This window comes from uncultured Oceanicoccus sp. (genome assembly GCF_963968385.1).
Classification (GTDB): domain Bacteria; phylum Pseudomonadota; class Gammaproteobacteria; order Pseudomonadales; family Dasaniaceae; genus Oceanicoccus.
This window is the reverse complement of record NZ_CAXAHB010000049.1, coordinates 1-12,906: the sequence shown is the minus strand read 5'-3', so window position 1 is coordinate 12,906 and position 12,906 is coordinate 1. Positions and strand designations below refer to the sequence as shown.

11 protein-coding genes and 1 rRNA gene are annotated in these 12,906 nt (G+C 46.9%); 6 read left to right on the top strand and 6 right to left on the bottom strand.

Going from position 1 to position 12,906, the window contains the following annotated elements; translation table 11 throughout:
- The 4 genes from hemB to AACP44_RS06505 all read right to left on the bottom strand — a co-directional run.
- Positions 1 to 785 (bottom strand): porphobilinogen synthase (hemB, locus tag AACP44_RS06520; protein WP_339339665.1); only part of this gene is annotated, 785 nt, incomplete at its 3' end.
- Positions 786 to 843: 58 nt separating this feature from the next.
- Entirely contained in the window at positions 844 to 2,124 is a 1,281-nt protein-coding gene (gene hemL / locus AACP44_RS06515; protein ID WP_339339664.1) for a glutamate-1-semialdehyde 2,1-aminomutase, read from the bottom strand.
- 129 nt (positions 2,125 to 2,253) lie between these two features.
- Positions 2,254 to 2,679: a CopD family protein gene (locus AACP44_RS06510; RefSeq protein WP_339339668.1), complete on the bottom strand. Its 426-nt coding sequence runs from the start codon at positions 2,677 to 2,679 to the stop codon at positions 2,254 to 2,256.
- 8 nt (positions 2,680 to 2,687) lie between these two features.
- On the bottom strand, positions 2,688 to 4,433 hold the full coding sequence (locus AACP44_RS06505; RefSeq protein ID WP_339339663.1) for a chloride channel protein: 1,746 nt from the start codon (positions 4,431 to 4,433) through the stop codon (positions 2,688 to 2,690).
- A 142-nt stretch (positions 4,434 to 4,575) separates the two neighbouring features.
- On the opposite strand from AACP44_RS06505, the gene argC reads away from it, so the two are divergent.
- The 4 genes from argC (at position 4,576) to erpA (ending at position 7,316) form a co-directional block, all read left to right on the top strand.
- The gene (argC, locus tag AACP44_RS06500; protein ID WP_339339667.1) at positions 4,576 to 5,616 is read left to right on the top strand and encodes an N-acetyl-gamma-glutamyl-phosphate reductase; all 1,041 of its coding nucleotides are present in this window, start codon (positions 4,576 to 4,578) and stop codon (positions 5,614 to 5,616) included.
- Between the two features lie 14 nt (positions 5,617 to 5,630).
- Positions 5,631 to 6,365: a DUF6776 family protein gene (locus AACP44_RS06495; protein ID WP_339339662.1), complete on the top strand. Its 735-nt coding sequence runs from the start codon at positions 5,631 to 5,633 to the stop codon at positions 6,363 to 6,365.
- A 39-nt stretch (positions 6,366 to 6,404) separates the two neighbouring features.
- Complete coding sequence (locus tag AACP44_RS06490) at positions 6,405 to 6,800, top strand: polymer-forming cytoskeletal protein (protein WP_339339661.1); 396 nt, start codon at positions 6,405 to 6,407, stop codon at positions 6,798 to 6,800.
- Positions 6,801 to 6,977: 177 nt separating this feature from the next.
- Positions 6,978 to 7,316 (top strand): iron-sulfur cluster insertion protein ErpA, encoded by a 339-nt coding sequence (gene erpA / locus AACP44_RS06485; RefSeq protein WP_339339666.1) that lies wholly within the window; start codon positions 6,978 to 6,980, stop codon positions 7,314 to 7,316.
- Positions 7,317 to 7,354: 38 nt separating this feature from the next.
- Here the strand turns inward: erpA and AACP44_RS06480 are convergent, their stop codons facing one another.
- Both AACP44_RS06480 and AACP44_RS06475 read right to left on the bottom strand, forming a co-directional pair.
- A complete protein-coding gene (locus tag AACP44_RS06480; RefSeq protein ID WP_339339660.1) occupies positions 7,355 to 8,476 on the bottom strand; it encodes an anhydro-N-acetylmuramic acid kinase in 1,122 nt (373 codons plus the stop codon).
- On the bottom strand, positions 8,476 to 9,822 hold the full coding sequence (locus tag AACP44_RS06475) for a peptidoglycan DD-metalloendopeptidase family protein (RefSeq protein ID WP_339339659.1): 1,347 nt from the start codon (positions 9,820 to 9,822) through the stop codon (positions 8,476 to 8,478). Before AACP44_RS06475 ends, AACP44_RS06480 begins: the two co-directional genes overlap by 1 nt.
- A 294-nt stretch (positions 9,823 to 10,116) precedes the next feature.
- Here AACP44_RS06475 and tyrS point away from each other — a divergent pair, with 294 nt between their 5' ends.
- Together tyrS and AACP44_RS06465 are read left to right on the top strand one after the other, a co-directional pair.
- Positions 10,117 to 11,442: a tyrosine--tRNA ligase gene (gene tyrS / locus AACP44_RS06470; protein WP_339339658.1), complete on the top strand. Its 1,326-nt coding sequence runs from the start codon at positions 10,117 to 10,119 to the stop codon at positions 11,440 to 11,442.
- A gap of 663 nt (positions 11,443 to 12,105) precedes the next feature.
- Positions 12,106 to 12,906, top strand: a 16S ribosomal RNA gene (locus AACP44_RS06465); the annotation flags it as partial.

Below are 12,906 nucleotides of genomic sequence, written 5' to 3'. Positions count from 1 at the left end.
CCGGGTTTAACCATAATCATATCGGCCCCCTCTTTAAGGTCGAGGGCGCATTCATGCAAGGCTTCATCGCTATTGGCTGGATCCATCTGATAGCTATCTTTATCCGCACCTTTTAAATTAGCGGCAGAACCGACTGCATCGCGAAACGGACCGTAATAACTAGAGGCATATTTTGCTGAATAGGCGAGAATTTTGGTATTAACAAAGCTGGCTTGTTCCAGCGCTGACCTGACCGCGCCAATGCGTCCGTCCATCATATCCGAAGGTGCCACGATATCGGCACCGGCCTCGGCATGCGACAGCGCTTGCTTGACCAGAGTTTCAACGGTGCGGTCATTTAAAACATAGCCGTTACCATCGAGAATGCCGTCCTGACCATGAACAGTAAACGGGTCTAACGCGACATCAGTGATAATACCCATTTCCGGTACCGCATCTTTGACTGCTTTCACCGCACGTTGCGCTAAACCATCAGCGTTATAGGCTTGTTCAGCCAGTTCTGATTTTGCACTGTCCGGAGTAACAGGAAAAAGTGCAATCGCTGGAACCCCCAAGCTATTTAACAGTTTTGCTTCTTTAACCAATAAATCAATACTAAGACGTTCGACTCCCGGCATCGAGGCTACCGCTTGTTTGGTATTGTCGCCTTCCAAAACAAATATTGGACAAATCAAATCGTTCGCGGTCAGCACGGTTTCTCGCATCATTCGACGAGAAAAATCATCGCTACGCATTCTACGCATACGCGTATTCGGAAAACTACCGCGCTGTAGGGACTTGCTCATAGTGTTTCCTTTCAAATCAAGCCAGAAGGATCAATATAATCCACAGGCGTTTAATGGTTTAAAGCTGAGAAAAAATCTTCTTGGCAACGTCTATTGTATATTGAATATCGCTATCGGTATGCGCCGCTGACATAAAGCCTGCCTCGTATGACGCCGGTGCCAAATAAATACCGGCTGCTAACATACCATGAAAAAATTGGTTAAACCGATCGTTATTACAATTCATCACTTGCTGGTAATTGGTCACCGTTTCTTCTTCAGTAAAAAATCCGCCGAACATCGTACCAACATGATTGGTGGTAAAAGGAATGCCCGCATTATTGGCGGCTTTTTCTAAGCCATTGACCAGTGCTGTTGTTTTATCAAATATCGGCTGATAAAAATTATCTGCCTGAATCGCCTCAAGTTGGGCCAGCCCGGCGACCATCGCAATAGGATTGCCGGATAAAGTGCCCGCTTGATAGATAGGACCAAGCGGGGCAATCTGTTCCATAATTTTTCGCTTTCCACCAAAAGCGCCAACCGGCATGCCGGCGCCAATAACTTTACCCAGAGTGGTGATATCGGCTTCAATATTATAATAACCTTGCGCGCCGGTTAAGCCTAAACGAAATCCGGTCATCACTTCATCAATAATAAAAACACTACCAAACTGATCACACTGTGTTCTAATTTCCTCTAAGAAACCGGCAACCGGCGGTACGCAATTCATATTACCAACCACAGGTTCAACAATAACGGCGGCAACCTGTTCGCCAACTTCACTAAAGGCTTGCTTTAAACCTTCAATATCGTTGTAAGTTAAGGTAATCGTGTGGTCGGCTAAAGCGGCGGGCACCCCCGGTGAACTAGGTACTCCCATAGTTAAGGCGCCAGAACCCGCTTTAATTAATAGCGAATCGCAATGGCCATGGTAACAACCTTCAAACTTTATGATTTTATCGCGACCTGTATAGCCTCGTGCTAAACGAATGGCGCTCATGGTAGCTTCAGTGCCAGAGTTCACCATGCGTACCAAATCCATATTCGGCATAATGCGACATAGTTCTTTGGCGAGTTCGGTTTCGACTTCTGTCGGCGCACCAAAACTTAAACCGGATTTTAATTTTTCAGTTACCGCATTAAGAATGTTGGGATGGGCATGACCAAGGATCATTGGTCCCCAAGATAAAACATAATCGATATAGCGCTTGCCCTCACTATCATACAAATAAGCCCCTTTCGCTCGGTCAATAAAAACAGGGGTGCCGCCTACGGCGCGGAAAGCACGAACGGGTGAATTAACACCGCCGGGAATAAATTGTTTGGCTTGTTCAAAAAGTTGTTCAGATGAAGTCATAGTCAACGCTGTAATGGGGCTTATGTTATTGAAGGGGGATTATATTCTTATTTACGCAGCCAATGCATTACTGGTTTATCAGTGGTGGTTTTGGTGGTGGCGGTTATCTTTGCGGTGTTTAGATAGGGTTTAAAAAGGCTTTACCACCACCAATATCACTACCGCAAATAAAATAAAAACCGGCAATTCATTAAACCAGCGATAAAAGACATGGCCATGCCGATCGCTATCTTGTGCCAGTCGTTTGACATAATGGCCACAGACCAAGTGATATGCAATCAAGCCGAGCACCAGTAGTAGCTTGATAATAAACCACGTTGATTGCCAATAATAATCCCAGCTATAAGTTAGTAGCCATACCCCCAGCGCCACACTAGTGATCGCAAATAAGGACATAAAACGATAGAGCTTATGTTCCATCACTTTTAAGTGTTCGCGGGTGGCTTGATCGTCAGCCATAGCGTGATAAACAAACAGCCGCGGCAAATAAAAAATACCGGCAAACCAGCAAACCACAGAAATAATATGAAAAGCTTTAATCCAGAGCATAACGATATTGGCCGCTAAAAGGATTGTGGGGTGTTATTGTGTTTTTCAATATCACTGCGAGTAATGATACCACTATCAGCTTCGCCAAGTGACGATGGTCTGCCGCCACGGTAGCCAGCTATATAGAGTGTATCAACTTCAAGCTGATTCATTAATGTTAGCGCTTCTCGCAAGGTGGCTTGAACATTGAGTTTAGCCACCGGCTCGGTATGGGGGCCGGTTAAGTCGATCACTGCTTGATGATTTTGCTTTAGTTGCTCATCAATATGCGCTCTTAAATCATCACCATGACTAAGTTGTAATGCATTGTCGTTACTACCAATCACATACCACCGATAGGGTTTTGCCACTAATCGCCGTGCTTCCTCCGCGGATATCTGATTGGCGGATAAAGCGATATTACGCTGCATTAAACTAGCTACACCGCTGCGCTGCAGTGCCAGGCTAACGGGGTCAGTTGGCAATAATTGTTTAAGCCGAAACAGCGTTGTTTGATGGGCAGAGCGTTGTTTGAAAATTTCACTATTGGTTAACGTTGCCACGGTGATGGCCAGCATCCCCGGAAAGATGATTGCGGTATTGTTGCTTAACTCGAGTAATGCCATTAACGCCGCCAGCGGTGCATTCATGACTGCGCCCATCATTGCACCCATACCTAACAGTACGTAGAAACTGCGTTGTGATGTTAGCTCAGGAAAAAAATAAGCGCCCAAGCCGCCCATGACACTACCGATACAAGCACCAATTAAGATATTGGGGCCAATTAAGCCGATAGGCATTCCCATGCCGGAGCTGACAGCCGTGGCAATAATTTTCGCGGCAATCAACGCCAACATCACGGTTAGGGTGAGTTCGCTATTAAGAGCAGCATTTAAACTGTCGTAGCCAATACCCATAATTTCAGGTACTAACAGGGCGCAGCAGCCGGTAACCAGTCCCGCTATGGTAAAGCGCTGAAATATTGATCTGTCGGCATGGCGCAAGCTAATGCTGAGTATTTTCATAAACAGGGCGGCGCAGCTACCAATAATCAAACCCAGAAAAGCAATAAAGGGGACTTCCCAGAGCGAAGCCATTTCAAGCGTGGGAATCTCAAAAATGGGATCACCGCCAAACAGTGCTCGGCTCATAACCGTGCCGGTAATCGCCGCCAGCATGACCGGAATAAAGCCGGCAACGGTGTATTCCATCATGATCACCTCCATGGCGAAAATGACCCCGGCAATGGGGGTGTTAAAAGAAGCGGCAATTGCCGCCGAGGTGCCGCAGCCCACCAGCATACGAATACTATTATTCGGCAAGAGCAATTTTTGCCCGATCAGGCTATTGGTAGCAGCCCCTAAATGCACTGCCGGACCCTCTCTGCCGCCAGATTGCCCCGATACTATTGCCAATATGCCGCCAAAAAATTGAATCAAAGCATTTTTGAGTGGCAGATGGCCGTTGTTCATATGTAAGTGGCTAAGTACATGCACAATACCGGTTCGAGTATCTGATGCGGAGACTTTTCTAAGCATAAAGCCTAAAACCACTGCGCCAGACAGGGGCAGGGTGAAATGGAGCCAAGCGGGTAAATCTTCAAAATTATCGGGATTATTGCCGGGCAACCAAAGAGAAGATGATGATTCTATGGCATAGCGGAATAACAAAATCACCAGCGAGCAGGTAATACCTGACAACACCCCGAGTATAGACAGGTGTATTAGAGAATTGGCATTGGCCAATCGACGGCGAGTGTCACGAAACCAGTGATATAGCATAAAGAGTGAATAATATTCCCAAGGCAGGCCGATGTAAGGCGGACAATAGTCTACGATTGTTTTTTATTGGCCCATTATAACGTAGTATTAAAGTCTTGTTGAGAGAGCATTTCTTGCTGACAGTTAAACGGTGGATCAAACAGTGGTTAAGGTAGGTATTGTTGGCGGCACGGGGTATACCGGTGTCGAATTATTGCGGTTATTGGCCAATCACCCTGATGCTGAGGTGGTCGCTATTACCTCTCGGGCGGAAAAGGGTGTGCGGGTTGATGAGCTCTACCCCAGCCTGCGCGGTCACTATGATATTCGTTTTTCGCATCCTGATCCCGCTGTCTTGGCGCAGTGTGATGTGGTGTTTTTCGCCACCCCCCACAATGTCGCTATGAATATGATGCCAGAGTTATTGGCGCTTGATACCCGTGTCATTGATTTATCAGCCGATTTTAGAATTCAGGATCATCAACTCTGGTCGCAATGGTATGGCGAGCCCCATGCTTGCCCCGAGTTGTTGGCGGATGCCGTTTATGGCTTGCCGGAATTCAATCGGCAGGCGATTAAAGGCGCTCAGCTGGTTGCCTGTCCGGGGTGTTACCCAACCTCAGTACAGTTGGGTCTCTTGCCTTTATTAGAAAATCAGTTAGTGGATCAGCAGCGCTTAATTGCCAATGCTGCCTCCGGCGTCAGCGGAGCTGGGCGTCAGGCAAAAATCGATAACCTCAACGCTGAGGTCAGTGACAGCTATAAAGCCTATGCCATCGCGGGCCACCGTCATCTGCCCGAAATAGAGCAGGGCCTCAGGGCTATTAGCGGCAACGAGGTGCAGCTGACCTTTGCGCCGCACCTCGTGCCAATGATTAGAGGGATGCACTCAACCCTGTATGCCGAGTTGGTCGATAGTGCGGTATCGTTAGATGAAATCCAGTCGCTTTATGAAGATCGTTTTGCCGGCGAGCCTTTTGTTGATGTGATGCCTCAGGGCAGCCATCCACAAACTCGCAGTGTAAAAGGTGCCAATCACTGCCGGTTGGCTATTCATCGCCCACAAGGTCGCGACACTATAGTTGTGCTTTCTATTATTGATAATTTGGTTAAAGGTGCATCAGGTCAGGCAGTTCAAAATATGAATATCATGTTAGGTCTGGATGAAACTGCAGGTCTTAATACTGTGGCATTAATGCCCTAGGGATTAAGACCGTTATGAAGGAAGTTATCGGTAGTAAGCAGTATCGGTCTATCGTTGTGCAGGATAAACCTTCACGACGACGTTTAGTTATTGCCAGTGTGGTGTTGATGGTCGTGGCTGTGGCGCAACTGGCATACTGGCATGGTGGTCATACAATCCGTGCCGATTACCGTCAGCTTACGATGGAATATGCAAAGCTGGTTGAGCAATTGCAAATAGCACAAGCGCGTTATCAGGATGCAAGTCAGCAGCTAACCAATAGTCGGTTGGGTTCGGATATTGATAGAAAATCTGTTCAAGCAGTGCGGTCAACGGTCGGCGAACATAAGCAAACGATTAATCAGCTAAACGAGGAGATTAATTTCTATAAAGGGTTGATGGCGCCCACCGAACGCGAGCGCGGTCTAGGAATTCGTAGTTGGGAAGTCTACCGCAGTAGTGTGCCTAATCGTTTTCACTATAAATTGGGCTTGCAGCAGTTGGCATTGAAGCACCAGGTATTAAAAGGCTCTGTTCAGGTCAATGTGATTGGCAAGCGCAATGGCGCAAAAGCCATTTTGCCATTGAGTGCTTTATCGGGGCAGGCCGATAAAAAATTAAAATTGAGATTTAAATATTTTCAATATCTAGAAGGCGAACTGACCCTTCCTAAAGACTTTGTTGCAGAGCGGGTTAATATTATAGCCAAAGCGACATCGCCCAAAGCTGTAACAGTTGATAAATATTACGATTGGAGCGTTAAAAAATAAAACCCCCAAAAAATAAATCGTTAACTCTGGGAGAATAATATGGCATTTTCAAGCAGCAATTCAACGACGTTAATTGCTAAAGATTCGGAAATGACTGGCGATATAAAATTCAGTGATGATCTTGAAATACAAGGTTTGGTGCGAGGCAACATTCATGCGGATAGCGATAAGGCCACCGTGCGTATTGTTGAGGGCGGTAGGGTAGAGGGTGAGATCCATGTTCCCAAAGTCATTATTAATGGCGATGTCACCGGCGATGTTCACAGTAGTGATCATGTTGAGCTTGCCGCCAAGGCCAGTGTCGATGGCAATGTGCATTACAACTTGATTGAAATGGTTAAAGGGGCGCAGCTTAATGGGAATTTGGTTTATGCCGGTGCAGGTAAAAAAACCGCTAATGTGGTCATTGATCAAAACCAGCAAGAGGCATTTTGAGCTTTTTTATCTTCGGTAGTCACAACCCATAGCTTTAAATGCCCTAATCGCAGTTTCTCGCGTGATAGTAGTTGACTGTATCAGTCAGGCTTTTGCATAATCCAGATCATTGATCTCCCAATAGCACCCACATCTGTTTTATTGAGTTTTAGAGGTAAGTTTATGTCAGCCGCAGAAATGCACACCCCGCAGGTGCTGATTTTGACAGATAAAGCCATTAGTAAGCTCAAAAGCCTTGTCGAGGAAGAGGCTAACGATGAGCTTAAGTTGCGTGTATTTGTGACGGGGGGTGGTTGTTCGGGTTTTTCCTATGGATTTACATTCGATGAAATTGTGGCTGAAGACGATGCTACAGTTGAAGTCGATGGCGTGATGGCTTTGGTTGACCCGATGAGTTATCAATATTTGGTAGGTGCCGAAGTGGATTATGAAGAGGGTTTGGGCGGCTCACGTTTTGTGATTAATAACCCTAATGCCGATACGACCTGTGGCTGTGGTGCTTCCTTTTCGGTTTAATGTCTTTGCCTAACAAGCGAACAAAATCCTCTCTATTGTTAAACGTAATAAACCGCGCCTAAAACGACCATTTCCTTTGCGCCTGTCGCATTAACCAAATTCGCATATTGTCTGGTGATAGTTTGCTTGGCTAGCCAGGCAAACGTGGCCGCCTCCACCCATGGCGCAGCAATACCCAGTTGTGCAGTATTGGCGATCAATTTCGGGTGTGCCAAGGCTTCAAGCCTCAGCATTAAATGGCTGTTAAACGCACCGCCACCGCAGATATAAATTTCATTAACCGCCGCGGGAAGTTTTTTAATTTCATTGCTGATGGTTTGCGCTGTCAATTCCAGCAAGGTTGCTTGAATATCTTGGGGGGATAAGGTTAACGAAGCGGTGACTTGTTCAAGCCATGTTAAATTAAAATCTTCACGGCCAGTACTCTTTGGAAGATCCTGCTGAAAATAAGCGTGGGCCATTAATTGCGATAATAAAGCAGGGTCGACACTGCCGCCTGCCGCCCATTCACCGCTATCGTCATAGTCTTTTTGCTGATGTTTATTGATCCAGCTATCCATCAAAATATTGCCGGGGCCGGTGTCAAAGCCGAGATTGTCACCGTTGCTACCTAGGTAAGTGATATTGGCCATACCGCCAATATTGATAATGGCGCGGTTATGTTTTTTAGAGGCGAAGGCGGCTTGATGAAAGGCCGACGCCAATGGTGCGCCCTGTCCGCCGGCGGCGATATCTTTGCGGCGAAAATCGGCGACCGTGGTGATGCCTGTTTCATAGGCGATGGTATTGGGATCGCCAATTTGTAAAGTAAAAGGGTGTTGCAATTGCGGTCTATGGCGAATGGTTTGGCCATGACAGCCAATGGCTTGAATCGCTTGTTTTGGAATGTTGCATTGGCTTAATAGCGTATTTGCAGCATCAGCAAAGACTTTGCCCAAGGCTCTATCCGCTTCACCCATGCGGTCAATTTCATTTTGATCGGGTAGACAAAGAGCGATGAGTTGTTGGCGTAATGAGTCCGGTATTGTGTAACTGAGAGCATCAATTAGTTGGAAGTTTTGGCCGCTAAGATCAATGATGGCAGCATCAATGCTGTCCAGACTGGTGCCGGACAGTAAGCCAATATAGTAAGCAGGAGTTTCTCTATCACCGCTGCCCATTAAAGCGTTGAGCCGCCAGAGAGTTGATTAGCTTTGGCTAGGTTGTGATGATTATAGTAAGCCGCCAATTGCATTTGCAGGCCATCGATGTGTTCAAGAAAGGCTTCCTTCTCGTGGCTGGCGATACTTTCGGCTTTGGGTAATTTTTGTAGAATGGTGCGTGGGTTGCGATGCACGCCATTGACTAAAAATTCATAATGCAGATGTGGGCCGGTGGCATAACCGGTTGATCCCACCCAGCCGATAATCTGCCGTTGTTTCACAGGCTGGCCCTGACGTACAGCTCGTTTATGCAGGTGTAAGTATTTGGTGACGTATTTGGAGCCGTGTTTGATAAAAATATAATTGCCGTTGGCTTTGCTGTAACCCGCTTTTGATACTCGGCCATCACCGGCAGCGTAAACCGGTGTACCTCTTGATGCGGCATAGTCAATGCCACGGTGGGGCTTGGTTGTTTTAAACACGGGGTGGAGACGTTTTAAATTAAAGCCAGAACTAATGCGGGTAAAGTCTAGCGGTGCGCGTAAAAAAGCTTTACGCATACTAAGGCCATCTTTGTTGTAGTAACCAATGCTGCCGTCGGGATGAATATAGCGATAAGCCGTATAGGTCTCTCCACGATTGGTAAACTGTGCCGCCAAAATGGGACCATTGCCCAATTTTTTGTCATCGAGAAAATTTTCTTGGTAGAAAAGAGTAAATTGATCACCAGCGCGCACATCGTAAACAAAATCAATAACACCGCCAAAAATATTCGCCATTTCCATGATCAAGTTTTGCGAGAGACCAGCACTTTGCGCTGCACGATACATCGATGAAGTAATAATGCCGCTGCTATAATTTTGACGGATTTCGGGTTCTCTACGAATATGGGTGGTAATAAATTTGTTATCTTCGCGTTGGTAGAGCGTTGTCTCAAGACGGTTATGAATATGTTTAAGGGCTTGCAGCCTGCCTGCATCATTAACCTGTACCGCCAACTTTTCTCCGGGGTGGAGTTTGAGTAATTGCTTGGAGTCTTTACTGTTGCTGACAATATCGTAGACATCCGATGCTGAAAGCGAAACGCGTTGGAAAACTTTGGATAAATTATCACCGCTTCGGATGGCGATTTCTTGCCATGGCTGCTCTGGGTTTTTAGGCGGCACATCGGAACTGGTGTTTTTAGCATCCAGATTCAAATCGACTGGCATACTGACTCGGGTAGCCTCAGCCGTGTGGCCGGGCAACAGTAAAGCACCTAGCAATACCACTGCCACCACAGCGCCAGCCACCAAAAGGTGCTTGCGTGGGTATTCACCGGTGGTTTGGCTGATTTGCCGCCGTTGTTTTTCTTCTGTGCGCATGTAATGGTCTATTGGTTGTTGCCGCGGTTTCCAGTCATGGAGCCCAATAACAGCAAGTATAACAAAAAATCGTTAAATCCATGCATTTGGCAAGGCGTTATAGTTGAAGTCGGGATCTAGATTTCGGCTGTTGTAGTATGGCTGTCTATTTTGCACGGTTTGCATTTATAGTCACTTGCGGTATTGTGCGCCCTCTCTGCGAGCTTATAGTGGCGCTTTCAAGGCTGATTTTCAATCAGGGCTAGCTTGCAGAATGGTTTCCATTAATGCATAGATAGAATCAGTAATCACAAGATGGGTAATAAAAAGATTATGTCGATTGAGGGTAAAGCGTTGATTGCTGACCTGCGGTCTCGCGGGTTAATTGCACAAACTACTGCTGATCAGGAGCTAGAAGAGCATCTGACTGGCGAGAGCCGCACCCTCTATTGTGGCTTTGATCCCACGGCTGACAGCCTGCATATCGGTAGCCTGGTGCCGCTATTGACCTTAAAACGCTTCCAGCTGGCAGGGCATAAACCGCTGGCTTTGGTAGGAGGTGCTACAGGCTTGATTGGCGATCCTTCCTTTAAGGCAGAAGAGCGCAAATTAAATACGCCGGATATCGTCGCCAATTGGGTGGATAAGCTCAAGGCTCAAGTAAGCCGCTTTATCGATTTTGACTGTGGTGGTCATGCTGCCGAAGTGGTGAACAACCTAGACTGGATTGGCGATATGGATGTGCTGAGCTTCCTGCGGGATATCGGCAAGCACTTTCCGGTTAATCAGATGATCAAAAAAGAGTCGGTAAAGCAGCGCATTGAGCGTGAAGGTGAGGGCATTTCCTTTACTGAATTTACTTATATGATTTTGCAATCGCTGGATTTTGCCGAGTTATACAAGGCTAACCAGTGTACCTTGCAGATTGGCGGCTCTGATCAGTGGGGTAATATCACCGGTGGCGTGGAGCTGACTCGCCGCCGTTACAGTGGTCAGGTCTATGGTTTAACCCTGCCTTTGGTGACAAAGGCCGATGGCACTAAATTCGGTAAGACTGAAAGTGGCACTATTTGGCTCGATGCCACCAAAACCTCACCTTATGCCTTCTATCAATTTTGGTTAAATACCGCTGATGCGGATGTGTATAAATTCCTGCGCTATTTCACCTTTCTTAGTATTGAGCGTATTAATGAGATCGAAGCGCTGGACAAAGAGCAGCAGGGTCGCCCTCAGGCGCAGAGTATTCTAGCTGAAGAAGTGACCAGCTTGATTCATGGTGATGATGGCCTAGCTGCAGCCAAGCGCATTACCGAGGCGTTGTTTACTGGCGATCCCTCACAATTATCAGAAGATGATCTTAAGCAGCTGCGTTTGGACGGTTTGCCGGCTAGCGATATAAAGGCTGAAGACCTGATTGATCGGCCTTTAACCACGCTATTAAGTGACTGTGGTATGGCCAAGGCTGGGCGTGAAGTGAAAGATGCGCTGGGTCGCAATGCTGTATTTATTAATGGTGCAGCCAAAGGAATGGCTGATAATGGCGCTAGCGCTGAATGTTTTGCCAAAGACCATGCCCTTTATGGTCGTTTTTTTATCGTTAAGCTGGGTAAGAAAAAGTATCACTTGCTAGAGTTGGTTTGATTTGAGTTTGAGCCCGTTATTGTCACGAAGGCAACAATCGGACCTGCTCTTTCCGTTAGTTTATTGAGTTTTATCTAGTAATGACGGCAGGCTGTCTGCTCGTTGTTAGGTGCTTGGCGCAAATACAGTCGCCCTGACTGGTTTTTTATTGGCCAAATAGTCAATTATTTGAGCGTTTTTCCGCTTTTTTACCTATTTCTGAAATAAACCCCTATCAGTCTGTTGACAGCGATTTTTACGCCCCTATAATGCGCGCTCTCTTCGGGTGTCACCCGTTAGAGAAAGTGGCATCCTGCTGGTAAAACAGCCTGAAATAAATTCACAAAATTTATTTTAAAAAAGTGGTTGTCACGGTGAGTTAACTCTGTATAATTCGCCTCCCTGTCAAGTGGAGCCTATGCTGCGCCTTGGCAGAAAGCCTTAGAGTCCTAGCGACCAAGGCAGCTCTTTAACAGATTGGATCAAGTAATTCGTGTGGGCGCTTGTGAATTGATAATGACGATAAATTATTATCAGGAATACAAGTGACTACACGCAGCAAATAGATTTATTTGAAGCGATTATGAACTAATTCCTGAGCCTAGGATTTTGGGTTGTAAAGTGAGGCAATCACGTAACAACCCTCTCTTGCTGATCTATATAGAGAGGCAGAGGTAAAAGATTAAACTGAAGAGTTTGATCATGGCTCAGATTGAACGCTGGCGGTAGGCTTAACACATGCAAGTCGAACGTGAAAGCTCTTCGGAGTGAGTAGAGTGGCGGACGGGTGAGTAACGCGTAGGAATCTACCTAGTAGTGGGGGACAACATGTGGAAACGCATGCTAATACCGCATACGCCCTACGGGGGAAAGTATGGGACCTTCGGGCCATACGCTATTAGATGAGCCTGCGTAAGATTAGCTAGTTGGTGAGGTAAAGGCTCACCAAGGCGACGATCTTTAGCTGGTCTGAGAGGATGATCAGCCACACTGGGACTGAGACACGGCCCAGACTCCTACGGGAGGCAGCAGTGGGGAATATTGCGCAATGGGGGCAACCCTGACGCAGCCATACCGCGTGTGTGAAGAAGGCCTTAGGGTTGTAAAGCACTTTCAGCGAGGAGGAAAGGGTGTACGTTAATAGCGTGCATCTGTGACGTTACTCGCAGAAGAAGCACCGGCTAATTCAGTGCCAGCAGCCGCGGTAATACTGAAGGTGCAAGCGTTAATCGGAATTACTGGGCGTAAAGCGCGCGTAGGCGGCTTGTTAAGTCGGATGTGAAAGCCCCGGGCTCAACCTGGGAACTGCATTCGATACTGGCAAGCTAGAGTATGGGAGAGGGCTGTGGAATTTCTAGTGTAGCGGTGAAATGCGTAGATATTAGAAGGAACATCAGTGGCGAAGGCGGCAGCCTGGCCCAATACTGACGCTGAGGTGCGAAAGCGTGGGGAGCAAACAGGATTAGATACCCTGGTAGTCCACGC